General features: G+C 62.8%; 27 protein-coding genes. 6 read left to right on the plus strand and 21 right to left on the minus strand.

Features of this window, described 5'->3' with window-relative positions; translation table 11 throughout:
• Positions 1 to 13: 13 nt before the first annotated feature.
• The 4 genes from flgE to flgB are packed head-to-tail and all read right to left on the minus strand — an operon-like array spanning position 14 to position 2,873.
• A complete protein-coding gene (flgE, locus tag EGJ68_RS13045) occupies positions 14 to 1,279 on the minus strand; it encodes a flagellar hook protein FlgE (protein WP_123035011.1) in 1,266 nt (421 codons plus the stop codon).
• A 56-nt stretch (positions 1,280 to 1,335) separates the two neighbouring features.
• Complete coding sequence (locus EGJ68_RS13050; RefSeq protein WP_123035012.1) at positions 1,336 to 2,043, minus strand: flagellar hook assembly protein FlgD; 708 nt, start codon at positions 2,041 to 2,043, stop codon at positions 1,336 to 1,338.
• Positions 2,044 to 2,061: 18 nt separating this feature from the next.
• Positions 2,062 to 2,481 carry a flagellar basal body rod protein FlgC gene (gene flgC / locus EGJ68_RS13055; protein WP_123035013.1) on the minus strand — a complete coding sequence of 140 codons (420 nt, stop codon included), beginning with the start codon at positions 2,479 to 2,481 and terminating at the stop codon, positions 2,062 to 2,064.
• 2 nt (positions 2,482 to 2,483) lie between these two features.
• The gene (gene flgB / locus EGJ68_RS13060) at positions 2,484 to 2,873 is read right to left on the minus strand and encodes a flagellar basal body rod protein FlgB (RefSeq protein WP_233248812.1); all 390 of its coding nucleotides are present in this window, start codon (positions 2,871 to 2,873) and stop codon (positions 2,484 to 2,486) included.
• A gap of 251 nt (positions 2,874 to 3,124) precedes the next feature.
• Here flgB and flgA point away from each other — a divergent pair, with 251 nt between their 5' ends.
• The 5 genes from flgA to EGJ68_RS13085 all read left to right on the plus strand — a co-directional run bounded on the left by flgA (position 3,125) and on the right by EGJ68_RS13085 (position 6,379).
• Positions 3,125 to 3,844 (plus strand): flagellar basal body P-ring formation chaperone FlgA, encoded by a 720-nt coding sequence (gene flgA / locus EGJ68_RS13065; RefSeq protein WP_123035014.1) that lies wholly within the window; start codon positions 3,125 to 3,127, stop codon positions 3,842 to 3,844.
• A gap of 103 nt (positions 3,845 to 3,947) precedes the next feature.
• Entirely contained in the window at positions 3,948 to 4,256 is a 309-nt protein-coding gene (gene flgM, locus EGJ68_RS13070) for a flagellar biosynthesis anti-sigma factor FlgM (protein WP_123035015.1), read from the plus strand.
• A gap of 2 nt (positions 4,257 to 4,258) precedes the next feature.
• On the plus strand, positions 4,259 to 4,744 hold the full coding sequence (locus EGJ68_RS13075) for a flagellar protein FlgN (RefSeq protein WP_158283653.1): 486 nt from the start codon (positions 4,259 to 4,261) through the stop codon (positions 4,742 to 4,744).
• Between the two features lie 226 nt (positions 4,745 to 4,970).
• Complete coding sequence (locus tag EGJ68_RS13080) at positions 4,971 to 5,900, plus strand: GGDEF domain-containing protein (RefSeq protein WP_158283654.1); 930 nt, start codon at positions 4,971 to 4,973, stop codon at positions 5,898 to 5,900.
• Entirely contained in the window at positions 5,885 to 6,379 is a 495-nt protein-coding gene (locus EGJ68_RS13085) for a hypothetical protein (RefSeq protein ID WP_123035018.1), read from the plus strand. The genes EGJ68_RS13080 and EGJ68_RS13085 overlap by 16 nt, the downstream gene beginning before the upstream one ends.
• On the opposite strand, the gene EGJ68_RS13090 is transcribed toward EGJ68_RS13085, so the two are convergent.
• The 3 genes from EGJ68_RS13090 to EGJ68_RS13100 form a co-directional block, all read right to left on the minus strand.
• Positions 6,376 to 7,509 carry an SPOR domain-containing protein gene (locus tag EGJ68_RS13090; RefSeq protein ID WP_123035019.1) on the minus strand — a complete coding sequence of 378 codons (1,134 nt, stop codon included), beginning with the start codon at positions 7,507 to 7,509 and terminating at the stop codon, positions 6,376 to 6,378. The two genes, EGJ68_RS13085 and EGJ68_RS13090, sit on opposite strands and share 4 nt — an antisense overlap.
• 119 nt (positions 7,510 to 7,628) lie before the next feature.
• Positions 7,629 to 9,980 (minus strand): TonB-dependent receptor, encoded by a 2,352-nt coding sequence (locus EGJ68_RS13095; protein WP_123035020.1) that lies wholly within the window; start codon positions 9,978 to 9,980, stop codon positions 7,629 to 7,631.
• Between the two features lie 107 nt (positions 9,981 to 10,087).
• Positions 10,088 to 10,621: a winged helix-turn-helix transcriptional regulator gene (locus EGJ68_RS13100; RefSeq protein WP_123035021.1), complete on the minus strand. Its 534-nt coding sequence runs from the start codon at positions 10,619 to 10,621 to the stop codon at positions 10,088 to 10,090.
• 92 nt (positions 10,622 to 10,713) lie between these two features.
• Between EGJ68_RS13100 and EGJ68_RS13105 the strand changes: the two genes are divergently transcribed.
• Positions 10,714 to 11,919 (plus strand): M24 family metallopeptidase, encoded by a 1,206-nt coding sequence (locus EGJ68_RS13105; RefSeq protein ID WP_123035022.1) that lies wholly within the window; start codon positions 10,714 to 10,716, stop codon positions 11,917 to 11,919.
• 18 nt (positions 11,920 to 11,937) lie between these two features.
• Here the strand turns inward: EGJ68_RS13105 and EGJ68_RS13110 are convergent, their stop codons facing one another.
• The 14 genes from EGJ68_RS13110 to rlmN form a co-directional block, all read right to left on the minus strand.
• Positions 11,938 to 13,536, minus strand: coding sequence for an isocitrate lyase (locus tag EGJ68_RS13110; RefSeq protein ID WP_123035023.1), 1,599 nt, complete (start codon positions 13,534 to 13,536; stop codon positions 11,938 to 11,940).
• A gap of 118 nt (positions 13,537 to 13,654) precedes the next feature.
• Positions 13,655 to 14,770, minus strand: a complete 1,116-nt coding sequence (locus EGJ68_RS13115) for a hypothetical protein (protein ID WP_158283655.1) — start codon at positions 14,768 to 14,770, stop codon at positions 13,655 to 13,657.
• Positions 14,763 to 15,626 (minus strand): ABC transporter ATP-binding protein, encoded by an 864-nt coding sequence (locus EGJ68_RS13120; protein ID WP_123035025.1) that lies wholly within the window; start codon positions 15,624 to 15,626, stop codon positions 14,763 to 14,765. Before EGJ68_RS13120 ends, EGJ68_RS13115 begins: the two co-directional genes overlap by 8 nt.
• The gene (locus EGJ68_RS13125; RefSeq protein WP_123035026.1) at positions 15,623 to 15,988 is read right to left on the minus strand and encodes a GntR family transcriptional regulator; all 366 of its coding nucleotides are present in this window, start codon (positions 15,986 to 15,988) and stop codon (positions 15,623 to 15,625) included. Before EGJ68_RS13125 ends, EGJ68_RS13120 begins: the two co-directional genes overlap by 4 nt.
• A gap of 4 nt (positions 15,989 to 15,992) precedes the next feature.
• Entirely contained in the window at positions 15,993 to 16,862 is an 870-nt protein-coding gene (locus tag EGJ68_RS13130; protein WP_123035027.1) for a GIN domain-containing protein, read from the minus strand.
• Between the two features lie 97 nt (positions 16,863 to 16,959).
• Positions 16,960 to 17,337, minus strand: a complete 378-nt coding sequence (locus EGJ68_RS13135; RefSeq protein WP_123035028.1) for a group III truncated hemoglobin — start codon at positions 17,335 to 17,337, stop codon at positions 16,960 to 16,962.
• A 10-nt stretch (positions 17,338 to 17,347) separates the two neighbouring features.
• Positions 17,348 to 18,763, minus strand: a complete 1,416-nt coding sequence (gene der / locus EGJ68_RS13140; RefSeq protein ID WP_123035330.1) for a ribosome biogenesis GTPase Der — start codon at positions 18,761 to 18,763, stop codon at positions 17,348 to 17,350.
• A 5-nt stretch (positions 18,764 to 18,768) separates the two neighbouring features.
• A complete protein-coding gene (gene bamB, locus EGJ68_RS13145) occupies positions 18,769 to 19,953 on the minus strand; it encodes an outer membrane protein assembly factor BamB (protein WP_123035029.1) in 1,185 nt (394 codons plus the stop codon).
• Entirely contained in the window at positions 19,950 to 20,624 is a 675-nt protein-coding gene (locus EGJ68_RS13150) for a YfgM family protein (RefSeq protein ID WP_158283656.1), read from the minus strand. The genes bamB and EGJ68_RS13150 overlap by 4 nt, the downstream gene beginning before the upstream one ends.
• A gap of 3 nt (positions 20,625 to 20,627) precedes the next feature.
• Complete coding sequence (gene hisS, locus EGJ68_RS13155; RefSeq protein WP_123035031.1) at positions 20,628 to 21,926, minus strand: histidine--tRNA ligase; 1,299 nt, start codon at positions 21,924 to 21,926, stop codon at positions 20,628 to 20,630.
• A 19-nt stretch (positions 21,927 to 21,945) separates the two neighbouring features.
• The gene (ispG, locus tag EGJ68_RS13160; RefSeq protein WP_123035032.1) at positions 21,946 to 23,073 is read right to left on the minus strand and encodes a flavodoxin-dependent (E)-4-hydroxy-3-methylbut-2-enyl-diphosphate synthase; all 1,128 of its coding nucleotides are present in this window, start codon (positions 23,071 to 23,073) and stop codon (positions 21,946 to 21,948) included.
• Between the two features lie 4 nt (positions 23,074 to 23,077).
• Positions 23,078 to 23,509 carry a helix-turn-helix domain-containing protein gene (locus EGJ68_RS13165; protein ID WP_123035033.1) on the minus strand — a complete coding sequence of 144 codons (432 nt, stop codon included), beginning with the start codon at positions 23,507 to 23,509 and terminating at the stop codon, positions 23,078 to 23,080.
• Positions 23,499 to 24,293, minus strand: a complete 795-nt coding sequence (pilW, locus tag EGJ68_RS13170; protein ID WP_123035034.1) for a type IV pilus biogenesis/stability protein PilW — start codon at positions 24,291 to 24,293, stop codon at positions 23,499 to 23,501. The genes EGJ68_RS13165 and pilW overlap by 11 nt, the downstream gene beginning before the upstream one ends.
• Entirely contained in the window at positions 24,290 to 25,438 is a 1,149-nt protein-coding gene (rlmN, locus tag EGJ68_RS13175; protein ID WP_123035035.1) for a 23S rRNA (adenine(2503)-C(2))-methyltransferase RlmN, read from the minus strand. Before rlmN ends, pilW begins: the two co-directional genes overlap by 4 nt.
• Positions 25,439 to 25,459 lie beyond the last annotated feature (21 nt).

Raw genomic sequence — 25,459 nt, forward strand, 5'->3', positions numbered from 1 at the left:
GGCTCGGCGTAACTTAGCGCAGGTTGATCACGGTCTGGGTGACCGCGTCTTCCGCCTGAATCACCTGCGCATTGGCCTGGAAGTTGCGCTGGGCAATGATCAGGTCCACCAGCTGGGCGGTAATTTCCACGTTGGATTCCTCCAGCGCCGCCGACTGGATTACCCCCAGGCCAGAGGTGCCCGGTGCACCCACGTTCGAAGGCCCCGAGGCGAAGGTTTCCACCCAGTTGGTGTCGCCAATGGGCTGCAGGCCGTTGGGGTTGTTGAAGTTGGCCAGGGCAATTTGCGCGAGTGCGCGCGACTCGCCGTTGGTAAAGCGGGCAAAGGCGATGCCCGTGGAGTCAATCTCCAGCCCGCGCAGCTGGCCCGCGGAGAAGCCATCCTGCACCACGCTGCTCACCGCGAAGGGCGTACCGAACTGCGTAGTGTCAGAGAGCGACACCGTGATGTCCTGCGGGTCGGCACCCGTGCCAGCACCGGCTGCGTTGAGGGGCTGCCAGCCGGTGATGCTCACTTCGACCGGCAGGGTCAGTGGGTCGAACTGACCATTCGACTGGAAGGTCAGTGTATCCGGGCCGGAGGTCGTCACCCCGTCGACCAGTGAGTGCACTTCCCACTCGTTGGGCGTTGCAGTCTTGACGAAGTAGAGGCTTAGCACGTGCGGATTACCCAGGCCATCGTACACCGTGGTTGACGTGGTGGCGTTGAAAGAGCTGGGGTCCGGCGCCGTGGGTGGCGCGGCAAACGCATCAAACGGGCCGCCAAAGGGCACTGTCGGTGGCACTTCGCGCGAATCCAGGTTGGAGGTGAGATCCACCAGCCCGGTCGGATTCGGATCCAGCAGGGAGGTGTCGATCTGGATGTCACCCAGCTGACCGGTCACGTCGCCCGCGGCGTTCACCTGAAAGCCCTGCAGGCGCGAGCCCGCATTGCTCACCACAAAGCCCTCGCGATCCACCTTGAAGTTGCCCGCACGGGTGTACTGCAGCGCGCCGTCCACACTCAGCTGGTAGAAGCCGCCGCCGCTGATGGCCAGGTCCAGAGCGTTATCGGTGAAACTGATATTGCCCTGGCCGAACTCCTGCGTCACCGCAGACAGGCTCACGCCCTTGCCGATGGCATTGCCCCCGGCGCCGAGCAGGCTGGTGGCAAACACGTCCGCAAATTCGGCGCGGGATGTTTTATAGCCCACCGTCGAGGCATTGGCGATGTTGTTACTGATGACATTCAGGTCTGCAGTCGCAGCGTTAATGCCCGAAATTGCTGTATCAAAGGCCATTGTCTCTCTCCTGGCTCAACACACTGACTGGCGTGCACCCCACCGGGTGCACACCGTTATAAAATGCTCTTGACCGCGCTCATGCCCACGGTCTGGCCATTGCCCAGGTTGAGGGCAACATCGCCGGAACCGGCGGCGATCGCCACGGACTCCACGCGCTGGTGGGCGTACACCGGCACGGTGGTAGACACCCCACCTATCAGCGCCTCCACGGACACGCGATACTGGCCCGCTTCCAACTGCTCGCCGCTGCCATCGCGGCCATCCCACTGCACCCGGAAGTCGGCATCCACACCGGGCGGCAACGCGGCGCTGTACACCAGCCGGCCACTCATATCCTGCACAAACAGGGTTGCCGCCGTGGCACTGCCGTCAAAGGCGACCGTGGCATCGAGAGCCAGCGCGGGTTCAGCGCCTTCACCTTCAGCGCTCCCTGCAACCGGCCGCAACAACCCCACATTGCCTTCCGTGACCACATCGCGGCCGACCAGATTCGCCGCCTGCAGGGCCTGGCTACCGGTCATTGCCGATGCCAGGCCACCGAAGCCGCTGTTCAGGTCCTGAATGCCGGATACGGTGCCGAACTGTGCCAGCTGGCCCATGAAATCCATGTTGTCCAGCGGCTTGGTCGGGTCCTGGTTCTTCAGTTGCGCCACCATCAGCGTCAGGAACTCTTCGGAGCCCATATCCTCGACCGAGCTGCTCTGGCGCTGGGTCGCTTCTGGCTGCGGAAACAGTTCGTTAATGCCGGCAAGCGTGCTCATCTGTGCAATCCTCTGTGGTTATCGGCCCAGCGTGATGGTGCGCTGGATCAGTTGCTTGGCCGTGTTCATCGCCTCGATGCTGCTCTGGTAGGAGCGTGAGGCGGAGATCATGTTGGCCATCTCATCCACCGGGTTGATGTTCGAGCGGTAGATGTAGCCCTCTTCATTGGCCAACGGGTGGGAGGGCGAGAACTCCTGCCGCGGTGGCAACTTCGACTGATAGATCTCGGCGACACGCACCCCCTCAGCCGCGCCATCCCCACCGCCAAAACTGTCCTGCAGCATGGTCTGGAAAACCGGGTAGCGCGCCTGATAGGCCCCTTCCGGTGTGCTGCTGACCACCTGGGAGTTGGCCAGGTTGCTGGAGATGGTGTTGAGCCGCACGCTTTGCGCTTCAAGTGCCGAGGCGGATACCGCCATGATGTTGAACAGGCTCATGCTTATTCGCCCCGGATCGCGCGCTGGGTGGACTTGATGCGGCTGTCCAGAATGGTCAGGCTGGCCTGGTAGCGGATGGCGTTATCCATGAACTCGGCGTGCTCGCGCTGGGCATCCACGGTGTTGCCGTCCAGTGAGGGCTGGTTCGGCACCCGATACAGCAGGGGCTGGTCCGCGCCGTTCATGCCGCCGTTGGCATCGAGGTGGCGGGCATGAGTGCGCCGCAGCCCACCAGCGGTCGCCGTTTGCATGGCTGCGGCGAAATCGATGTCACGCGCCTTGTAGCCGGGCGTATCCTGGTTCGCCAGATTCGCCGCAATCAGCTCCAGCCGCTGCGAGCGCAGGGCCATCGCCTGCCCACTCATGCCAAATACCCGGTCGGTAAAACTCATGCTCAATTGCTCCTCTGTGCCCTGTGCATACAACATCTGCGGGAGATACCTATCAGGAACCGTGCCAACAGAAAAATAGCTAACAAATACAATAGGTTATAATATTTCCCGAGCGCCATTGGAGCCGCTTCGACAGCCCCCTTGCCGCCTGAGCGGCAAGAATTGCCGCCCTCCCCTGCGCCGGACGTCGCCGCCAGCACGTGGCATGGTTCCTGCTTTACATCTCACCGACCGTACTTTTGGGAGGCATCATGTCAATTTTCCGGCGCGCCACTGCGTTTCTTCTGCTTGCCGCCATGGCCATGCCCGGCCTGATCGGCGGCGATGTGCGTGCCGAAACCCTGCACGCATTGGAAGACGTGGTGGCGGCTGCCACCCGCGCGGCCACCGATGCCGCCCAGGCACAGGGCTACAGCGATCTGGAAATCAGCGCGCGGCCGCTGGACTCACGCCTGCGACTGCAGGCCTGCGCCGAGCCACTGGAAACGTTCAGTAGCCCCAATGCCAGCGTGCTGGGCCCGGTGAGCGTGGGCGTGCGCTGCGCCCAGCCCAGCGCCTGGACCCTGTATGTGCGCCTGGACGTCAGCACCCGCGCCACACTGCCGGTACTCACCGACAACCTGCCCCGCGGCACAGTGATTAGCGAACGCGACCTCATCCTGGTGGAGCGCACCATCACCAACGCCACCGACGCCGTGATCCTGGACCCGCAACAGGCGATCGGCCTCGAATTGGTTCGCCCGGCGCGCGCCGGCTCCACCCTGCGCCACAGCCAGTTGCGACCGCCCCAACTGATCGCCAGGGGCCAGACGGTCACACTCATCGCCGGCAGTGAGGGCCTGCAAGTGACGATGCAGGGACGCGCCATGGCCAACGCCGCCGCCGGGGACCGCCTGCTGGTGACCAATCTGGCGTCCGGCCGGCGAGTGGAGGGCATCGTCAGCGCCGATGGCAGTGTGCACATCCCGTGAGCGCGAGGAGATCACGCGTGTGCTAAACTTTTCCGCGCTGCTGCCGCTATACCTATCAAGGCACCCGCACGTGCCCGCCATTCACTGACTGTGTGACACTGCCATGGACCCAATCGACAACAATGCCAACATCAAACCGTCGCGCGCCGGCGGTGATGCGCGCACGGGCGGCGTGGAACAGGCTGGACGCAGCGAAGCTGCCAGCAGCAAGCCAGTTGTTGAAGCCGACGCGGTGACCATCACACGCATGGCAACAGACATGCTGCAGCTGGAAAACCAGTTGGCCGACGTGCCCGATGCCAACATGGAACGCGTGGAACAACTGCGCGCCGCCATCAGCGACGGCAGCTACAAGGTCGACCTGGAGCGCATTGTGAACAACCTGCTGCAGGCCGAGCAGGACCTCTCCTGACCGTGACCAGCGGTGAATACCTTGCGCAGGCGCTGCGCGCCGAAATCACCGCGCTGGAAAACGTACTCACCCACCTTGAAGCTGAGCAACGGGCGCTGCGCGGCGCCGATGCGCAACAGATAGAAAGCGCCGCCCGGGCGAAGGATGCGGCAGTCCGCGCGCTTTCCAGTCTGCAACAGCAACGGCCCACTGTGGCAGCCGAGTCGGCTGAGGGCGCTTCACCCAACCACGCGGATGGCGCGCTCTCGCGCCAGATTGCCGGGCTCGACAACAGTGCGGAAAACCGCGGCTTGCAGGCGCGCCTGATTGCACTTGGCGAGCAGTGCAGTGAGCTGAACGCAGCCAACGGCCTGCTGATAGACCGGCTGGCAGAGCACACCCGCAGTGCCCTGCGTGTATTGCGCCAGCAAGACGGCGATCCGCGGTTGTACTCGGGTACCGGCGGGGCCGACAGCACCAGAGACAGCCAAAGCCTCGGTAAAGCCTGAGCCGACCAGCCGAATAACGTCAATTATTTGACTGCCTGACCGGCATCTTCTTGCCGGTCGCCACGTAAACGGCGCTCTGTGGCATGTCACCGCCTGCACTTTATTCGTCGAAAACACGCCAAATTAGCTTGAAAATCGGCAAATCCCTGAAAAAATTCGACAAATAATTATTGGCACGGCAATTGCTTGTACCTGCTCGATGGACCTACACTCGAGCATTGACGCCATGACCGACAGATCGCCGTTCACCCTTGTCAGCGACCGCGCCGCCAACCTGGCGACGTCTCCCGCCACGCCTCTGGCCGCGCCCATGGCGGACATCGAGGCCGCCGACCAGATACTGGGACTGTTCGATACCTTGATCGGTGAAGCAGACCAGACCGTCTTGCTGGAGCGCTTCCACCGCTGGGCCAGCCGCTGCGGGCTCGCCGACAGCCTGGGTTTTACCACCGCGGGCGATCAGCAGGAGCACATTTTCGGCGAGCAGCGCCACCACCGCGCACTCTATCAACTGGATATAGACGGAAAAACACTCGGCGCCGTGACCCTGTCACGTCGCCAGCGCTTCAGCGAAGCCGAATTAACGCTGCTGGAACGCGCCCTCGGCGGCCTGGCGCGCGCAGTACGCCTTGCGCAGCAGCTGGCCCACGCCCAGGTTACCGCCCTGCACGATGGGCTCACCGGGCTGTTGAACCGCCGGGCAATGGACGAGCGCCTGAGCCACGAGCTCCTGCTGGCCAAGCGCCATGGCAGTGCGCTGTCGTTGATGATTATCGACATCGACCACTTCAAGGACATCAACGACCAGCTTGGTCACCTCGTAGGTGACGAAGTGCTGTGTCGCCTGGCTGAGTCGTTTCGTGGCTGTGTGCGCGAATCAGACCTCCTGTTTCGCCTCGGCGGGGACGAGTTCGCCATTCTGCTGCCACGCACAGGGCTCAGTGGCGCAGCAGACGTGGCACGCAAAATACGCGAGACGGTAGAGCACCTCGCCGTGGGGCTCCCCACCCGCGCCGGTGAGGTGCTGCCGCGCCTGAGTATCGGCGTGGCCGACCTGCTCCCCGGTGATGACGACAAAGCGTTGATGCAGCGCGCCGACACACACCTGTACCACGCGAAGGCTCAGGGCCGGGGGCGGGTATGCATCAGCGTCTAGCGCGGCGCCGCAATGCCCCCGCGGTCCCGTCCACAAACGGCAACCTCTGGTTACGCAGTGACCTGCGCCGCCCGGCCCCCGCAAGTCAACCCGCACGTTCACTGCGGCGCCCCGCAACCGGCAGCGTTGCACGACCCGCCGTGCGCAGCTGGATGACCTGGACGCTATTTGGTGCGCTGCTGGTGACAACCGCGGCGGCAGGCCACGGTTTTCTCGCTACGGAACCCAAAGCGCCACCGGGGGCTGAGCCATCCCACCTTATAGCGGCGGCGACTGAGCCACCCATACACACCGAGGTGCCGGCGCAGCGCGCCGAGCCCGCGAGCACCCTGCCCGCTCTGTATGCGCTGGAAGACACGCAACAGCAGCTAATAACCCAGGTAGAGGCGATTCAGGCCTCCAACCGGGCATTACTCAGCCGCCTGGACCACCTGCAAGCCGCCATGGCCCCTGACGCCAATATGGCGCTGGCCGACTAGCCCGGCTCGCTGCGCCCAACCCACAGCCGTGCCAGGCCGTAGCGGGCCTCCAGCGTTGCGGCAATACCACGCGCCTGCTGCTGGGATTCCAGCCCGAAAACCCGTACTCGAAACAGATCCTGTCCGGACACGGTGGCCGCCTGAACCACCACGCGGCCCGCCACCGCATTGCCGCCATCACGCTCAAGTCGCTGTGCCCAACGCTCGGCGATAGCGCGCTGCACATAAGAACCGAAATTGACAAACCAGGCGCCGCCTGACGCCGCAGCCGGGGTGGTCTCATCGAGCGCCTGCGGCGGCGCGGGCACCTCGGGTTCAGGGCTGACCGGTTCGCGTGTCACGCCAGCATCTGCAGCATGTGCAGCCTCGGCAGTATTCGCACTGGGCGTGCTTCCCGCCACGGACCCGCGCTGCGTCAAACCCGCCTCAAGCTGTTCGATCATGGCGGATAACTCGCGGTTTTCATCGCGCAGCTGCTCGAGGTCGCGCTCCAATCTGGCGTTGCCATCCGCCACCACGCGGGCAAGGCGCTCCTGCAACAGCAGGTCCTCTCGGGAGACCACATCTGCCCGGCGCTGCTCCAGGACGACAAACTCGGCACGCAAGGCCTCGCGCTGCTGCACCAGATAGCCGTAGACCAGGCCACCGATCACCAGCGTGGCCGCAAACAGGGCCCAGGACAGCTTTTGGCCCGCAGTCACACGAGGCTCTGAGGGCGTCACCGCAACAGGCTCAGGCCTGGGCGTTCGCTCCAGCTTTAATTCGGGCTCTGGCTCTGGCTCTGGTTCCGGCTCTGGTTCCGGCTCTGGTTCCGGCTCTGGTTCCGGCTCTGGTTCCGGTTCTGGCTCGGGTTCTGGCTCTGGCTCTGGCTCTGGCTCTGGCTCTGGCTCTGGCTCTGGCTCTGGCTCTGGCTCTGGCTCTGGTTCGGGCTCTGGTTCGGGCTCTGTATTTATCACCCAGGTGTCGGGGTCGTAGCCGCGCTCGGCCAGCTCCGCGGCAGAGGCCGGCATATTACGGGGCCGTGGCTCCCAGTCCCGGTCGACCAGAGAGGCAGGCACGAGGTCGTCATCCCGGTCGACATAGCTGCCGCCGACTGCGAACTGTGACCACTTGTTGCCTCTCTGCGCCACCCACCTTCCTTAAACACGGAATCCTGCGGATAAGGAGACACTATCCCGCCAGCCGGCGCAATGCTCCGTCCGGGGTATCGAGGTGGCGGTGCCCCGTTACCGAGGCACCGTTGTCGGCCTTAGAAGAATTTGCGCAGCGTGATACCCACGGTGCGAGGCTGGTTATTGCGGAAAGCAAGACGTGCACGACCACCACGCTCGCGATCGAAGGAGAGCTGGGCATTTTCATCGGTGACGTTATTCACATACACCACTGCTTCAAATGTGCTCCAGATGATACCCGCACTCAGGTTCAGCTGCTCGTAAGCATCCAGCTCAAGGTCCACCGCGGTAACCTCGTTGCCCGTCGCGCCGCCAAAAGGCAGGCCGGAAACGAAGTTGCCCGCCCCTTCAACCTGGTCGCTGGGCTGGGTGAAGCGATCACCGACATGCTGCAGCACGGCGGATACGTACATCTCATCGGAACCAAAGGCATCAACCGGGAAGGTATAGGTTGCAGAGGCGGAAACCTGGAATTCAGGCACCGAAGCCAACCTGTTGCCGTCCTCCACACCGCCCAGCACGGTGCCTTCGCTGTCGACCACGGTGGAATCGAATTCGGCTTCAAGCATGCTACCGGACAGCGTCAGCATCAGCAGCTCTGACGGGTATGCCACCAACTCCCACTCGACACCCAGGGTGTGCGCCTCGGGCACATTGAAGCTGATCCGCGATGAACAGGAGCCGGCGTCCAGGGTGACTTGCAAGTCCTCGATGTCGGTGTAGAAAATGGCCGCATTGAAGCGCACCCGCTCGAACTCGCTCTTGAAGCCCAACTCGTAGTTCCAGAGGGTTTCATCTTCATAGGACTGAAAGTTGCCGAAGGTTTGCAGGTCACCCGCATCGCACAGCGGTACGTTGAGCGGGTCGTTTACGCCGCCCAAGCGAAAACCCTGCGAGGCCTGCACGTTAACGGTCATGTCGTCGCTGACATCGTAGCTGACGAGCAGGCGGGGATTGAAGCCATCCGATGATGTGGAGTCCACCTGATCGTCACCGTTGGAGAACAGCCCGCCCGTGGTGAAACGACGCTCCTCCTCAAAATCGTAATAGCGCCCGCCCAATGTGACGTTCAAGCGATCGGTGACATCGTAGCTGACCTCACCAAACAGCGCGGTTTGCTCGATATCATAGGGCAAATCGGAATTGTAGGGTGAGTCCGGCCCATAGCCGTTGCTGACAGCCTCCGCTGTGCCCGCGCCCAACACTTGGTCGGTCACCACATCGTACCCCGGCGTCGGCAGGCGCTGCGCATAGGTACGCTCGACGTCGGAATAGAAACCGCCGAACACCCAATTGAAGGCGCCATCGCTGTTGGACGCGAAGCGCAATTCGTGCGTCATTTGCTGTAAATCGGTGGTATCACGCAGATTCGAAGGCAGCAGCACCGCCGACTCGGGAAACCCGAGATCAACCGATACTGAGCCAGAGAGCGCACTGGCATCGCGGCTGGCGAGAATCTCGCGATCGACGTAGCTACCGGCATAGGTCACATCAACCGCGTCCAGGCTCCAATTGATGACCAGATCAGCGATCATCGTTTCGTCTTCGAACGCCTCATCCAAACGGAGGTACTGCTGACGCTCAGCGAGTTGCACGGGTGGACGAGTGGTGGTGTAGGGGTTGGCAAACAGGTTGTACACCTCTTCGCGGTTGAAACCGTCGGTTTCAATTTTCTGGAAAACCACGCGTGGTGTGATGGTGAGGTTGTCTGTAGGCTGCACAGCAAGCGCTATGCGGCCGCCATATCGCCCACCGCTGTTAACGTCTTCGCTGATGCCTCCGCCTTCACGCAGGGCATCTACCCAGCCGCCATACTCCGTACCATAGCCAACGACGCGCAAAGCGGCGCGATCGTTCATGGGGATGTTGATCATGCCTTTGAAGTGGCCACCCATATCACCGTCTTCAATGGTGTTGAGGTTGGCTTCGACAGACCCTTCAAGTGTTTCGAAATCAGGCTGGTTGGTAATGAAACGAATGGTCCCGCCCACAGAGCCCGAACCGAACAGGGTGCCCTGCGGGCCCCGCAGTGTCTCGACACGGTTCAAGTCATACAGATCGAGGTCGGGCGTGAACAGCGACAGCGAGATCACCGTCTCGTCGAGGTAAACCCCCACTTGCTCCTTGACCCCCGGCTGGTCGCGAACCACCTGGCCTGCCGATACGCCGCGAATGGACACCTGGCTCTGGCCCGGGCCGAGGTTCTGGATTGCCAAACCCGCCACATTGCGCGACAGGTCCTCCAGCGTGGTCGCACCCAGTCGGCGGATATCGGCCTCAGACTGGGCGTTGATGGAAAACGGGAGGTCCTGTGCCGAAACCGCGCGTTTGGTTGCTGTCACCACCACTTCCTCCAGCTGAGCGAACGCGGTTACGGGCAGCACAGCGATGATAGCGGCGGCGAGCAGTGTTTTGCGGAAAGGGGTCATGGCAAGCGTCCTTCTGTTTTTATGGGTATGCCAAGAGTCTAGTTGCTTACCCCAAAAGTTGAAGGAAACAGAAGTGTTACAATTTCACCGAATTCGCGCGGACTGTTTCACTCCTGCGGCCGCGAATGACCGATCAACTCGGGAATCGGCACATCGCGGCGTCCCTGCTCTGCAAGGTCATCGGCAATCGCCTGCAACGAGGGGCCGGGCTGCGGCATCACGCCCTCGGGGCGCAGCGGTTCACCACACTCGCTGCAGGCCAACAACGGCCGAGTGACCTTACCGCAACTGCGGTGCACGTACTGCAGGGGAACGCCCTCCTCCCCTGTCATCCAGTCGTCGCCCCAGCGGGCAAGGCTCATGAGAACCGGATACAGGCCCAGTCCCTTGCGCGTAAGACGGTACTCATGACGCAGGGGCCGTTCGTTATAGGGCACCTTCACCAGCACCCCCTGTTCCACCAGTTTGCTGAGGCGTTCGGAGAGCCGATGCCGCGTGATGCCGAGATTGTGTTGAAACTGTTCGAAGCGCCGCGTACCCAGAAAGGCATCGCGCAGGATCAGCAGTGTCCAGCGCTCACCCACCACCGACAGCGCGCGCGCCACGGAACACAACTGCTGATCAATCTCGGTCCAACGCATCGCCCTTTCCCCCTGCATGCCCTGCAGTTATGATTCCACCTAACGGCGGTGAGCATAAACGACCGCCTCGCGAACGCCAATGAGGAGATTCCATGACTCGAGGTATCGGCGGCTCTGACGCCGCCACTGAACTCGCCCGACTGCAGGATATGAGCGTCGGCGCAGAACCCATCGGCGACGCTGAGTTTGCGGCGCGGCTGCAGCGCGCCCAGCAGCTGATGCAGGCTGCGGGGCTGGATGCCCTGTACCTGAATGCCGGCACCAACCTGCTGTATTTCACCGGGACGCGCTGGTCGCCCAGCGAGCGCATGGTGGGGGCCTTGATTCCGGCGCAGGGCGCGCCACGCTATATCGCACCGGCGTTCGAACTGGGCACGCTGCAGGGCTTTCTGCGAGTGGCAGGCGACGTGCACTGCTGGGAAGAGCATGAAAGCCCCTACCGGCTCTGTGCACAGCTGCTGGAAGACATGCAGGTCACGACGCTGGGCGTGGATGAATCCGCGCAGTTCTTCATCGTCGATGGCCTGCAACAGGCTGCAGCCCAGTGCCGCGTGCAAAGTGCCACGCCGATTACCGCCGGCTGTCGCATGCAGAAGTCAGCGGCGGAGCTGGCCCTGATGCAGCGCGCCAAGGATATGACACTGGAGGTGCACCGCGCGGTGGCACGTATCCTGCGCCCGGGCATTACCACCGGCGAGGTGACCGCCTTCATCCACGAGGCGCACAAGCGTGTCGGGGCACCCGCAGGTTCGTATTTCTGCATTGTGCTCTTCGGTCCGGATAGCGCGTTCCCGCACGGTGTTGCACAGCCCAAGGCGCTGGACGAGGGCGATATGGTGTTGATCGACACCGGCTGCCAGTTGCACGGCTACATTTCCGACATTACACGCAGCTACGTGTTGGGTGAACCCAGCGCGCAACAGCGTGAGATCTGGAACCTGGAAAAAGCCGCGCAGCAGGCGGCATTCGAGGCGGCGCAGATAGGTGCCAGTTGCGGCAGCGTGGATGACGCCGCACGCGCCGTACTGGCCGCCGGTGGACTGAGCCCCGACTACCAGTTACCCGGACTGCCCCACCGCACCGGCCACGGCATCGGCCTGGACATTCACGAGTGGCCCTACCTGGTGCGCGACAACAGCACACCGCTGGCGCCCGGCATGTGTTTCAGCAATGAGCCGATGATCTGTGTGCCGGGTGCGTTTGGCGTGCGCCTTGAAGACCATTTCTACATGACGGAAAACGGGCCGCGCTGGTTTACCCAGCCGGCCCGTTCCGTGGACGACCCTTTCGGGTCGTGAGGGTGTTCGGCCTGACGCTCAGCCGAACTGGTTCATGGTGTTGTCCTTGCCGCCTGCCTTGAGCGCAGCTTCACCGGCAAAATACTCCTTGTGGTCGTCGCCCATGTTGGAGCCGGCCATGTCCTGGTGCTTGACGCAGGCAATACCCTGACGGATTTCCTTGCGCTGCACACCCTGCACGTAGGCCAGCATGCCCTCTTCGCCGAAGTATCCCTTGGCCAGGTTGTCGGTAGACAGCGCCGCCGTGTGATAGGTGGGCAGCGTGATGAGATGGTGGAAGATGCCCGCTTCGCGCGCCGCGTCCGCCTGGAAAGTCTGGATACGGCGATCCGCTTCCTGGCCCAGGTCGGTGGCGTCGTATTCCGCGCTCATCAGTTTGTCGCGCTCGTAAGCCGACACGTCCTTGCCCTCGGCACTCCAGGCATCGAACACCTGCTGGCGGAAGTTCAGCGTCCAGTTGAAGGACGGTGAGTTGTTGTACACCAGCTTGGCGTTGGGGATGACCTGGCGGATCTGGTCCACCATGGCACCGATCTGGCCCACGTGCGGCTTTTCGGTCTCGATCCAGAGCAGGTCGGCACCACTCTGCAGGCTGGTGATGCAGTCGAGCACGCAGCGTGCTTCGCCGGTGCCGTCCTTGAAACGGTACAGGCCATTGGGCAGGCGTACCGGACGTACCAGCTTGCCATCCTGCTTGATGATGACGTCGCCTTCACGCACGTCTTCGGCACTTTCTACAACGTCCGTTTGCAGGAAGGCGTTGTACTTGTGTGCGAGGTCGCCCGGGTCGCGAGACACAGGGATTTTCTGCGTGAGGCCAGCACCCAGTGAGTCGGTGCGAGCCACGATGACACCGTCGTCGACACCCAGTTCGAGGAAGGCATAACGCACGGCGTTGATCTTGGCCAGAAAGTCCTCGTGCGGCACCGTCACCTTGCCGTCCTGGTGTCCACACTGCTTGGCATCGGACACCTGGTTTTCGATCTGGATGGCACAGGCACCCGCCTCAATCATCCGCTTGGCCAGCAGGTAGGTGGCCTCTTCGTTACCGAAGCCCGCGTCGATGTCGGCAATGATCGGCACCACGTGTGTTTCGTAGTTGTCGATGGCCTGGACCAGCGCCTTTTCCCGCACCTCGTCACCGGCGGCACGCGCCGCGTCGAGGTCGTGGTAGAGGTGACCGAGTTCACGCGCATCTGCCTGGCGCAGGAAGGTGTAGAGCTCTTCAATCAGCGCCGGCACAGACGTTTTCTCGTGCATCGACTGGTCGGGCAGCGGGCCGAACTCACTGCGCAGCGCGGCAATCATCCAGCCGGACAGGTACAGGTAGCGCTTGTTAGTGGTGCCGTGGTGCTTCTTGATGGCAATCAGCTTCTGCTGACCGATAAACCCATGCCAGCACCCCAGCGACTGCGTGTACTGGCTGCTGTCAGCATCGTATTCGGCCATGTCGCGGCGCATGATGCCCGCGGTGTAGCGCGCAATGTCCAGACCGGTGCGGAAGCGGTTCTGGTGCTTCATGCGCGCGGCGTATTCGGGGTGGATATTGTCCCAGGTGCCGCCCTGCGCAGCGCGCAGTGCAGCGAAGGATTCGACGTCTTTCAGGTAGTCTGACATGGCTGGCCTCTGTCTTGCGAAGTGGGTATGCAGCGCATCTTAGCCATCAGTGGTCCATAATTGAAATAAATAGAAAGTATTTTTACTATTCATTCTATGAATCAGGTGCGCGCCGTGATCACAGCTCCCAGCGGTTGCGACGCAGCCAGACACAGCCCCACAGCAGCAAGCCGGCAACCAGCAGGCCCGCGACCACGGCGAGGAACCCGCTGCCCTGCCAGGGCAGACCTTGCAGGAAAAAGCCGCCACTGGCACCCTGCGGCGCCAACGCGGGGATACGCGCCCAGAGCGCATCAACCAAGAACTGCGACCCCAGCAGGACTGCTTCCAGCAGGGCCAGCACCACCAGAGGCGTTGCGGCGAGCAGCGCGGGCGAACGGCGCGCCCCGGCGGAGGCGAGCATGATCCAGGCATAGAGCGGCAGCGCCCAGAGCGCGCTGGCCAGCCAGCCGAGCACCTGATCCAGCAACACGCGACCTATCTGCACATTCGCCAGCACCACGCCCAGTGCATCCACCTGTATCCGGGAGGACAGCACCAGCGCCACCAGCAACATGGCCCACTGCGTCAGCACGGACGCCGCAATGAAGAAGGCCGGCGCCACCAGCAATGCCACCGCAAGCTTGGCCAGCACCTCCTCCCAGGCCGATACCGGCATCGATTTCCAGAACAGGATACTGCGGTCCTTGCGATCGATATACAGGCAACCCTGCAGGTAGTTCACGCTCACCAGCAGCAACACCAGCAACATGATCGCGTGCACGCCGTAGAGCAGCGGGTGCAGGCTGGTTATCGGGTCGGCGGGTGAATCCGTTGCATCATCTGGCCCATCAGCGGGGACGGTCGGGTTGAAGTGCCAGTCAGAGGAAAACTGCCAGAAGTGCTCGTCCGCCAGCTCCGGTGCCGGCGTGACTTGAAAGTCCTGGCGCAGCGGTTCAGCGCCGGCCGGATTGACATCTGTGCTGCGCGTGATGATTTCCGTGACGCGATTGCCGTCTTCATCGATAGATACCTGCACATTCAGGTTCAACCCGTCTTCATCCGGCGCCTGGGTGATGGCATCGAGCACCACCTCGCCGAGATAACTGAACTGGTTGGCGACAAACAGGCCCGCCAACATCAGCAACGAGAGCAGTACCGCGGTCGCCAGCGGCGTCCAGACCAGTGAGACACGGTACTCGCGCAGTTCGCGCTGCACCAGTGAGAACCAGCGTTGGCTTTTGCTATCAGTCATGCGCATTGTCCTCAGCCACCTTCGCCACAAACAGATCCGCCAGCGCCGGCGTGCGCAAGTCACCCAGCGGCGCGAGCAACTCCTTGTTCACATCCTCGTAAATAAGCGCCTTGCCCCCGAGCAAAGGCCGCTGGCCCAGGTGCGGGATACCGGCCGCGCGGGTGGCAGCCTCGCCGACAGCACGCAGTTCGACGTAACGTTCTTCCACCGCCAGCATGGAGTCACAGAGCAGCGTGCGCCCACGGTTCATGAACATGACGTGGGTAAGAATATTCTCCACCTCTTCCACCTGATGGGTAGAGATGATGATGGTGCGCTCCTCGTCGAAGTAATCATTCAGTAGCTGTTCGAAAAACTGCTTGCGGAACAGGATATCGAGGCCCAGCGTGGGTTCGTCGAGAATCAGCAACCGCGCATCGATTGCCATGACCAGCGCGAGATGCAGCTGCACAGTCATGCCCTTCGAAAGCTCACCGATGCGCCGCCGCAGACCCACCTCGGTAGCGGCCAACAGGTGTACCGCGTGCGCCCGGTTGAAGCGGGGGTGAACACCGGCCGTATAATCCAGCAATTCATCCACCCGCATCCAGCGCGGCAGGACGGCGGTATCGGCAATAAAACAGGCTTCCTGCATCAGCCGCGCATGGTCTCGCCGCGGGTCAACACCCAGTATCGTCAGCTCGCCCTTGCAGTGGGTGAGCCCGAGCAGCGAGCGCAGCAGCGTCGTTTTCCCCGCGCCGTTCGGCCCGATCAGGCCGAGCACAGAACCCGCTTCCAACTGCAGGTCAACCCCGGCGACCGCCTGCTGGTGACCAAACCGGCGCTGCAGCCCCCGCGCCTCTACAACACTTGTCATTTCCCCTCTCCCTCTTGCAGCAGGCGCGTGGCCACCTGCTGGATATCCAGGCCCAGGTTGCGCACCCGCTCGGCAAACGCCGGCAACTCCCTGGCAAAAAAGCGTGCCTGCTCATCGGCAGTCAGTGCCGAGCGGGCACCGACGGTAACGTACATCCCCAACCCGCGGCGCTTCTCCAGCAGGCCCGTTTCCACCAGTTCCTGGTAGGCCTTGGCCACCGTGAGGTGGTTAATGCGGTAGTCGCTTGCCACCTGGCGCACCGAAGGCACCGCGTCACCCTCCGCAAAAGAGCCGTCCATGATCCGCTCCACAACGAGGTCGCGCAGTTGTCGATAGATGGGCTGCTCGTCGTGCCACTGCACCGGCTTATTCCTGCTGTAGCTGGCCGGAGCCAATCACGTTCTGGTCAATGTCTGGCTCACCGGCATAGGTGATGTCGCCGCTGCCCATGATGGTGGCCTGGAGCCGCGAGCTGGGCCCCAGCCGCACGCCGCCGGAGCCGATCACAGTGACATACGCCTCACCAATGTCCAGCCCGGAGAAATCGACATCGCCGGAGCCCACCACGGTGACAGATACCTCCGCGGTTCGGCCTTCACCGGCTGCGGCAATATCGCCCGCCCCGTTGACCACGGCTTCGAGTGATTCGGTTTGCAGGGGCCCGAGTTGAATGTCGCCTGCACCGGATAGCCGCAACTGCAGTTGCGGCACTGAGAGCTCAGCCACCTGCACATCGCCGGCCCCGCGCATGTCTATGCGCGCTTTGTCAGCGCGCAGGGCAAAGAGATGAGCGTCCCCCGTGCCATCCATGCGCAATGTAAAGGTAGCAACCTCCAGCGGACGTACAAAGACATCACCAGACCCGGCAATCAGCACTGATTCCAGCGTCGGCAGGGTCAGTTTGAAGGCGACTCCACCGGCGGCCTGCGTACTGCCCGCCGGTGTGCCCAGCACCAGCGTTTGACCGCGCACATGAAAGGGCTCGGGGCTCAAGCTGGCAGGGCTACCCCGCAACAACAACTCGGCGCTGGCACCCTGGCTGATCTCCACGTCGACCGCACCCTGTACTTCCACGTTGCGGACATCGAACCCGGTGACCCGCAGCACGTCCGGACTCTCCCCGGCACTGACCACCGCCGATACGAGCAGCAGACAGAGGCCAAATGCCGTGCTACGCCCAAACAAAGCGGTGAACGTGGGCAGCCGGGGATGGCGAACAGGGTTCAGAGTGAGCATGGCTTTCGCCTCATTGCTATAGTGTTATACATAACTATAACACTTAAATTGGAATGCGCAAGCACTGCAATGCGAGGAGCGCACCCCCAAACGGGGCTCAGCCGGGCTCAAGCCCCTGCTGCATATTGCCGGCGATTGCCGTTGCCACGCGCTTGGCGCGCTGCGCACGGGGCCCTGCGTAACCGGCATCCACAGTGGCAATAAACAACGCCAGCCAGCGCTGGAAGTCATTGGCCTGTAGCGGTTGCCTGGCGTGCAGGCGGCGGTGAATGGCCATGGTGTGGCGGCGATAGCGCTGCTCGCCGAGCAGCAGCTTGCACCAGTAGTCCTTGATGTGCGGCAAGTGCACGTCGAGGTCAATCTGCGCCACGTCGAGGAAAATGGGGGCAAGCCGGGGATCGGCAAGTACCCGGGCATAGAACTGGTCGACAAACCCTTCTATGGTCGCGCGATTGTCCAGATCCGGTTTACCCATGGTATCCGCGTCAGCGTTTTTTCTTCTTCTCGTTCTTTTTCACGTGGGCCATCAGGCGACGCTTGCGCTGCACCTGACGCTGCGTGAGCTGGTTGCGCTTGTCCGCGAACGGGTTGTCACCGGTACGGAATTCTATGCGCACGGGCGTGCCGCTCAGCTTGAGCTCGCGACGAAACACCTTTTCCAGGTAGCGCTGGTAGCTGTTGGGCACACTACCGGTCTGGTTGCCGTGTATGACGATCAGGGGAGGATTCTGCCCACCCGGGTGCGCGTAACGCAGCTTGATGCGACGGCCGTTCACCATGGGTGGCGCATGATCAAACACGGCCCCTTCGAGAATGCGTGTCAGCTGGTTGGTGTTCAGCTTGCGCGTGGCCGAGCTGTGCGCACCGAGGATAGACTTGTACAGGTGCCCCACCCCCGTGCCGTGCAGCGCGGAAATGAAATGGGTATCGGCGTAGTCGGCAAATATCAGCCGCCGGCTGAGCTCATTGCGAATCCAGTCCCGTTGGTGGGTTTCGATACCGTCCCACTTGTTCACGGTCAAGACCAGGCCGCGGCCCGCCTCGATACAGTGACCGAGCAGGTGCAGGTCCTGATCGACAATGCCCTCGTGCGCGTCCATCACCAGCAACACCACGTGCGCGTCATCAATGGCCTTGAGGGTTTTGACGATGGAGAACTTTTCTACCGTCTCACGCACATTCTTGCGCCGCCGCACGCCGGCCGTGTCAATCAGCGTGTAGCGCTGACCATCGCGTTCGTAATCGATATACACACTGTCGCGCGTGGTACCCGGCTGGTCGTAAACGACCACGCGCTCTTCCCCCAGTAAGCGATTGACCAGTGTCGACTTGCCCACATTGGGCCGCCCGACAATGGCGACACGAATGCTGTCGCGACGATCCACCTCGGCCGCGTCTTCTTCAGTATCCTCCGGGAACGTGGCGAGCACGTCATCGATCATCTGGCGCACACCGCGGCCATGGGACGCCGCAATGCCATGCAGTTGCTCTACACCCAGGGCGTAGAAGTCACCCAGCACCACATCTTCATTGAGACCGTCGATCTTGTTGACGATAACGTGGAAGGCCTTGTTGCGTTGGCGCAGGTGGCGGGCCAGCGCCTGGTCCGCCGGGTTCAGGCCCTCCCGGGCATCAACCAGGAACAACACCGCGTCGGCTTCCTCAATGGCCAGCAGTGACTGCCCGGCCATTTGCGCCTCGATGCCCATTTCGTCACCGCTGATACCCCCGGTGTCGATGACCATGAAGGGCCGCGAGCCAATGCGTGCCTCACCGTATTTACGATCCCGTGTGAGCCCGGCAAGGTCGGCGACCAGCGCATCGCGGCTGCGGGTGAGCTGGTTGAACAGGGTCGACTTGCCCACATTGGGGCGGCCGACCAGGGCGATTACGGGAATCATCATTGTTACCTGGAGGTGGAGCTGAGTTCGTAGGCTTGCAGATCGCCGCTGTTACCGAACACGTAGAGCACGTTGCCGTCACTCAGCATGTCGGCGCGCACGCCATCGCTGTCGGGCCGGAAGCGGCCGACAAAACTGCCATCCACCTGGGACAGTAGGTGCACGTAGCCTTCGAAGTCCGCCACGGCCAGGTAACTGCTCACCGGCACTGGCCGGCCGAGCCCGCGCCAGCCCAGCGCTTCCTGGGTCCAGCGCTGGCCCTGGCCGGTGCGCAGGAAGGCTATGACCGTGCCGTCTTCATCCGAGGCGTAGACGTTGCCGAAGCCCTGTGAAACACCGGACACCGAAGACACCGGACGCTCCCAGAGCTTGCGCCCCGTGTTGATGTCGATGGACACCACGAAGCCCTGGTAACTGGAGGCAAACAGCTCGTTGCCGACCAGCGCCATGCTGCCGTCCACATCGACAATACGCTCAATCTCCGAACGACCCTGAGGAATGGCCACCCGGGCCTCCCACTCCACCGCACCAGTGGCCGCCTCGAAGCCGACTACGCGGCCATTGGAGAAACCGGCGATAACGCGGTTACCCTGCAGAATGGGCGTGCTGGTGCCGCGGATGGTCAGCACCGGCATGTTGCTGTCATAGGTCCACAGCCGCTCGCCGGTGGCGAAGTCCAGGCCGTGCAGCTTGCCGTCGTAGGTCTGGGCGACGACCACTTTGCCGTTGCCCTGCGGCGGAGCCAACACTTCGCCGGTTACCGCTGCGCGCCAGACCAGGTCACCGCTGCTGGCGTCGAGACGAATGACAAAGCCATCGCTGGCCCCGAGGAACAGACTGTTTTCGTACAGACCCACACCACCGGAAATCGGCAGCTCCAAATCCGCGTCCCACAGGCGCCGACCGTTGGCAACGTCCAGCGCCTTGACTTCACCGTCGGCGGATGCGGCATAGATGCGCCCGTCACCGATCACCGGCTCAATCCGGTACAAGCCGTCGCCCTGTCCATCACCCACCCCGGTAGACCAGAGCCGCTTGGCTTTCACCGTTTGCTCGAACTTTTCCAGCTCCACGGGCTGGCGTGGATCCTCGTCATCATCGATTTCGAACCAGCCCTTGATGGTGCTGCAGCCGCCCAGCGCCAGTAAACAGAGCAGCAGGACACTGCAGCGTGTTGCGGCAACCCTCATGCGTCATCCCCTGCGGTTGCGGCGGCCAGGCTTTGCAGCTTGGCGGCCAGGGTTTCCAGGTTGAGCTGCGCGGGATAGGTCTGTACCAGTGCCTGCGCTTCGCGGTAGGCGGCGAGCGCTTCTTCCGCACGCCCGGCCCCGGCAAGCACATCACCCCGCGCCATAGCGGCAGCGGCCTGGTACTTGCCCATTGCTTCCGGCGCCAGCAGTGCCAGCGCCTGCTCCACATTGCCCTGCGCGGCAACCACCCGGGCCAGACGCAGCTGCGCGACCAGCGCGGTTTCACTGCCACCGTCAGCCTTGCCCAACACCCAGCGCAAATCCGCTTCGGCAGTCTCAAGATCCTCGGCGATCACCGCGACACGCGCCTGGTGCAGCGCCGCAAACTGGGCATAGCTGGTGCCGGCGAAGTCCCTGCGCAGCTGCGTGGCCAGCTGCGACACCGGTGCGGCCGTTGCCGCACCCTCCTGTGCCCGCGCGGCAGCCTCCAGCATTTGCTGATACAGGTCCGATGCACTCGCCGTACGCTGCGCATCGTAACGCTGCCAGCCCTGCCAGGCGAAGGTCCCCGCCAACACCAGCACAATGGCGACCAGGGTGGAGCGGCCGTTCTCGTCCCACCAGCGCCGCAGTGCTTCTACCTGTTCTTCTTCTGTACGATATTGTTCCACGATCTAGCTTCCTTCGGTTGTGGTGTCGGGGGTACGACTGCGCAAGAGGAACGCGGCCACATCTGCCAGGGGCAGCGTCGCCTGCGCTTCGCCCTGCTCGCGCAGCGGCTTGACGGTGACCGTGGCAGCAGCCACTTCATCGTCGCCCCAGATCAGCGCCCAGCGGGCACCGCTCTTGTCGGCTTTTTTCAGTTGGCTGCGGAAACTGCCGCCACCGGTATGCTGCACGATGCGCAGCCCGGGCAACGCGCTGCGCAGGCTCTCGAGTGCAGCAAACGCCGCAATCTCTGCGCGTCCCCCGGAGTTGACAACGTACACGTCGGCCGCAGGCAGGGCTGCCGGCAACGCCTCCAGGGCTTCCAGCAGCAGCACCAGACGCTCTTTGCCCATGGCAAAGCCGATGCCCGGCACGGGCTTGCCACCCAGTTGCTGCACCAGTCCATCGTAGCGACCGCCGGCACACACGGTGCCCTGCGCACCCAGCCTGTCGGTCACCCATTCGAACACTGTCTTGTTGTAGTAGTCCAGCCCGCGCACCAGCGAAGGATTGACGACATAGGAGACAGACGCCGCATCCAGAAGTTCGCACACGCGGGCGAAATCTGCCTTCGATTCACCGTCCAGGTAGTCCGTAAGTACCGGAGCCTGCTGCAGCAGGGCGCGGGTACCCGGGTGCTTGCTATCCAGAATACGCAGCGGGTTGGTCAACAGCCTGCGCTGGCTGTCCTCATCCAGGTCCGCCTGATGCTCGGACAGATAACTCACCAGCGCCGCGCGAAACGCCTGGCGATCGGCACTGCTGCCGATGGAGTTCAGCTGCAACTCCACGTGCTCATCAATGCCCAGGGCACGCCAGAGGCGCGCGGTCATAAGAATCAGCTCGGCGTCGATGTCCGGTGTGGGCACACCAAACACCTCCGCGCCAATCTGGTGGAACTGCCGCTGGCGCCCCTTTTGCGGCCGCTCGTACCGAAACATGGGGCCGCTGTACCAGAGCCGCTGGACCGTGCCCAAGAGGCTGTTCTGGATGGCCGCGCGCACACAGCCCGCAGTGCCCTCTGGCCGCAGAGTGAGGCTTTCACCATTGCGGTCGTCGAAGCTGTACATTTCCTTCTCGACGATGTCCGTCACTTCGCCGATAGAGCGGCGAAACAGCGCCGTCTGCTCGACGATGGGCATACGGATTTCTCCGTAACCATAGCTCGCCAGCACCTCTGCCACGGTGCGCTCAAGATACTGCCAGCGGTCAGTTTCATCCGGGAGAATGTCGTTCATCCCCCGGATGGCTCGAATCGTTGTCACCTGTGCTCCTGCAAATTCATTATTTGGATCGCGCGATCAACTGCGCCTCGGCGGCGGCGCGCTGGGTCTCCAGAGAGGCGGCCCGCTGGCGAATCACCTGCTCCAGATGGTCCACGAAGTCCAGGTTGCTGACCTTGTGATCCGGCTTGCCGTCGACATAAATCAGGTTGCTGGGGCTGGCGCCGGTGAGGCCCACATCCGCCTCGCGCGCCTCACCCGGCCCATTGACGATACAGCCGATCACGGCCACATCCATAGGCGTGCGAATGTCTTCCAGGCGCTGCTCCAGCGTATTCATGGTGGCGATAACATCAAAGTTCTGCCGCGAGCAGCTGGGGCAGGCAATGAAGTTGATGCCATTGGCGCGCAGCTTGAGGCTTTTCAGTATCTCGAAACCGACCTTGACCTCTTCCACCGGGTCTGCGGCCAGCGACACCCGGATAGTATCGCCAATACCATCCATCAACAGCATGCCCAGGCCCACCGCCGATTTCACGGTGCCACCACGCAAGCCACCGGCCTCGGTGATACCCAGGTGTAGCGGCTGATCGATCTGCTTTGCCAGCAGCCGATAGGCGGCCACCGCCATGAACACCTCAGAGGCCTTCACGCTGACCTTGAAGTCCGGGTAGTTGAAGCGGTCGAGTATGTCCACGTGATGCAGGGCGGACTCCACCAGCGCCTCGGCCGTGGGCTCGCCGTACTTGCGCTGCAGTTCCTTGCCCAGCGACCCGGCGTTAACCCCGATACGAATCGGTATGCCCTTGTCCCGGGCGCAGTCGATCACCGCGCGCACTTTCTTGTCGCTGCCGATGTTACCCGGGTTGATGCGCAGGCAATCGACGCCATACTCGGCGACTTTAAGCGCGATCTTGTGATCAAAGTGAATATCCGCCACCAGCGGCACGTCGACCCGGGCGCGAATGGCGCGAAACGCTTCCGCGGCATCCATGCTCGGCACCGACACGCGCACGATGTCTGCACCGGCATCCTGAATAGCCACAATCTGCGCCACCGTTGCGTCGACGTCGCAGGTTTCCGTGTTGGTCATGCTCTGCACACTGATCGGTGCATCACCGCCCACCGGCACGGAGCCGACCATGATCTGGCGGCTGACGCGCCGGGTGATGGGAGAAGGCTTGTGCATGGGCTTATCCTCCAGACAGGTGATGGGTGGCGGCGTGGCCGACCTGCGTCCACCACAAACCCAGAATCAGCAGCGCCAGCACCGCCAGGCCAATAACAATGCCCACCCCGGTGCGCTGCAGGGGGCGCAGCCGACGCGGACACTGGCCTGCGGAGCGCGCCACTGTATCGGGGCTGTGCAGATCAAAGCCGGCGAGTACGTCCGTTTCGTTCAGGCCCAACAGGCGCGCGTAAGCGCCGATATAGCCGCGGGCAAAGGCAGGACGGCGCAGGCGATCGTAGGCATCCCGCTCCAGCAGGCCTACAACCTCCGGTAGCCAGTGCAGGCGATCTGCGACCTCGGCGGGCGTCCAGCCGCGCGCCTGACGTGCCGCCTGCAACAGTGCGCCGGGCGCCAGTACTACGGGGGCTGGCTCGAGCGTTTCCTTACTGCCCACTGTTCAGCGTCCGCTGGTATTCCTGGAATTCGGGCGACTGCGGGTACAGGCTGCTCAGGGCGAGGGCGTAGCTGCTTTCGCCGTCCTTGTCACCGGTCGCACGGGCGAGGCGTACGCCCAGCCACAGGCCTCGCGGACTCTGCGGCCGAACCGCCGTACGATAGGTACCGTAGTAACGTTCCGCAATGCGATAGTCGCCGTCCTCGTACTTCAGAATGGCGAGCTCCAGCAAGGCAATCGTGTTCACGCGGTCCATTGACAGTGCGCGACCGAAGGACTCCTCCGCCTCCAGACGCTTGCCCAGCTGCAGCTGGCACAGGCCGAGGTTTACAAACGCCAGCGGCCGGGCGCTGTACAGTGTGTCTTTCACCACGTAATCCAGCTGCTTCTCGGCATCCGCATAGCGCTGTTCGGAAAACAGGAAGGCGGCATAATTGTTGCGCGCACGGGAAAAGTCGCGCTGCAGACGAATGGCCTTTTCAAAGCTCTCCTCCGCCAGCTCCTTCTCCCCGGTGCTCTGATAGACCAGCGCAAAGGCCTCGTGGACCTCCGCATTGCGGTCATCGATTTTCACCGCCTGGGACAGGTTGCGCTTGGCATTCTCCCAGTCCCGCTCGCCGATATACTGACGCGCAAGCGATACCCGGCGTTCCAGCGCGTCTTCCGGGGAAGGCGGATTGGTGTACACGCTGTCTGTGGTGGTGACGCAGCCGGTGAGCAGCAATGCAGCCAGCAGCCAGGTGAAGCGCAGCGGACGGGTGGTCCGCCGGGGTAACGTTGTCATCGTGCTTCAACCTCCGCGGCCTGTCCGGCCGCCCGGTAGCGCTCGCTGCGCCGGGTGCGATCCACAACCTGGCCGACCAACTGGCCGCAGGCCGCTGCAATATCATCGCCACGGGTGGTGCGTATCGTGACAATGTACCCCGCATCCACCAGCACCTGCCAGAAGCGCGACACCGCGTTACCGCTGGGGCGCTGATAATCCGACTGGGGGAAGCTGTTGAAGGGAATCAGATTGACCTTGCAGGGGAAGTCCGCCAGCAACAGGGCCAATTCGCGTGCATGCTCCAGCTGGTCGTTGACCCCGGCAATCAGGGTGTACTCGACAGTCACCACGCGTTTGCTGTCGGCCTGTGCGTCGATATAAGCGCGCGCGCTGCGCAGCAGCTCTGCTATCGGGTACTTGCGATTGATGGGCACCAGCTGGTTGCGCAGCGCATCATTGGGGGCATGCAAAGAAATCGCCAGGGACGCCTCGCTGACCTTGGCCAGACGGTCCAGCGCCGGCACCACACCAGAGGTGCTCAGGGTGACGCGACGCTTGGAGATACCGTAACCAAGGTCCGACATCATCAGGTCCATGGACGCGACCACGTTGTCGAAGTTCAGCAGGGGCTCGCCCATCCCCATCATCACCACGTTGGTGACCACGCGGCGGTTGCCGGCCTGAAATGCATCGTAGGACTTTATGGCCAGCCACACCTGGCCGATGATTTCTGCCGCGGTGAGGTCGCGCTCGAAGCCCTGTTTGCCGGTCGAGCAGAAACTGCAGTCGAGGCTGCAACCCACCTGGGATGAAACACAGAGCGTGGCGCGGCCCCCTTCGGGAATCAGCACGGCTTCTACCAGGCCACCACCGCCCACCCGAATCGCCCATTTACGGGTGCCGTCGGCCGAATCCAGCTGGCTGACAATCTCCGGCGGGCGCACCTCGGCCACCCGCTGCAACTTTTCGCGCAGCGCCTTGCCCAGATTGGACATCGCCTCGATGTCGATAACACCCGCATGATGCATCCATTTCATCACCTGCTGCGCGCGGAACTTCTTCTCCCCGAGATCGAGGAAAAATTGCTCCAGCTGCAACTGTGTCATGCCCAGCAGGTTGACCTTGCCGGGGGCGTCAGACGAGGCGATAACGGTGGCGTTCATGATGAGCCGGCCTGCAGCCTG

The sequence above is a fragment of the Haliea alexandrii genome, from assembly GCF_003719295.1.
GTDB lineage: Bacteria > Pseudomonadota > Gammaproteobacteria > Pseudomonadales > Halieaceae > Haliea > Haliea alexandrii.

Coding starts and splice junctions, on each gene's coding strand:
- flgE (WP_123035011.1), bottom strand. CDS start 1,279: ATGGCCTTTGATACAGCAATTTCGGGCATTAACGCTGCGACTGCAGAC.
- EGJ68_RS13050 (WP_123035012.1), bottom strand. CDS start 2,043: ATGAGCACGCTTGCCGGCATTAACGAACTGTTTCCGCAGCCAGAAGCG.
- flgC (WP_123035013.1), bottom strand. CDS start 2,481: ATGAGCCTGTTCAACATCATGGCGGTATCCGCCTCGGCACTTGAAGCG.
- flgB (WP_233248812.1), bottom strand. CDS start 2,873: ATGAGTTTTACCGACCGGGTATTTGGCATGAGTGGGCAGGCGATGGCC.
- flgA (WP_123035014.1), top strand. CDS start 3,125: ATGTCAATTTTCCGGCGCGCCACTGCGTTTCTTCTGCTTGCCGCCATG.
- flgM (WP_123035015.1), top strand. CDS start 3,948: ATGGACCCAATCGACAACAATGCCAACATCAAACCGTCGCGCGCCGGC.
- EGJ68_RS13080 (WP_158283654.1), top strand. CDS start 4,971: ATGACCGACAGATCGCCGTTCACCCTTGTCAGCGACCGCGCCGCCAAC.
- EGJ68_RS13085 (WP_123035018.1), top strand. CDS start 5,885: ATGCATCAGCGTCTAGCGCGGCGCCGCAATGCCCCCGCGGTCCCGTCC.
- EGJ68_RS13095 (WP_123035020.1), bottom strand. CDS start 9,980: ATGACCCCTTTCCGCAAAACACTGCTCGCCGCCGCTATCATCGCTGTG.
- EGJ68_RS13100 (WP_123035021.1), bottom strand. CDS start 10,621: ATGCGTTGGACCGAGATTGATCAGCAGTTGTGTTCCGTGGCGCGCGCG.
- EGJ68_RS13105 (WP_123035022.1), top strand. CDS start 10,714: ATGACTCGAGGTATCGGCGGCTCTGACGCCGCCACTGAACTCGCCCGA.
- EGJ68_RS13110 (WP_123035023.1), bottom strand. CDS start 13,536: ATGTCAGACTACCTGAAAGACGTCGAATCCTTCGCTGCACTGCGCGCT.
- EGJ68_RS13115 (WP_158283655.1), bottom strand. CDS start 14,770: ATGACTGATAGCAAAAGCCAACGCTGGTTCTCACTGGTGCAGCGCGAA.
- EGJ68_RS13120 (WP_123035025.1), bottom strand. CDS start 15,626: ATGACAAGTGTTGTAGAGGCGCGGGGGCTGCAGCGCCGGTTTGGTCAC.
- EGJ68_RS13130 (WP_123035027.1), bottom strand. CDS start 16,862: ATGCTCACTCTGAACCCTGTTCGCCATCCCCGGCTGCCCACGTTCACC.
- EGJ68_RS13135 (WP_123035028.1), bottom strand. CDS start 17,337: ATGGGTAAACCGGATCTGGACAATCGCGCGACCATAGAAGGGTTTGTC.
- der (WP_123035330.1), bottom strand. CDS start 18,763: ATGATTCCCGTAATCGCCCTGGTCGGCCGCCCCAATGTGGGCAAGTCG.
- bamB (WP_123035029.1), bottom strand. CDS start 19,953: ATGAGGGTTGCCGCAACACGCTGCAGTGTCCTGCTGCTCTGTTTACTG.
- ispG (WP_123035032.1), bottom strand. CDS start 23,073: ATGCACAAGCCTTCTCCCATCACCCGGCGCGTCAGCCGCCAGATCATG.
- pilW (WP_123035034.1), bottom strand. CDS start 24,293: ATGACAACGTTACCCCGGCGGACCACCCGTCCGCTGCGCTTCACCTGG.
- rlmN (WP_123035035.1), bottom strand. CDS start 25,438: ATGAACGCCACCGTTATCGCCTCGTCTGACGCCCCCGGCAAGGTCAAC.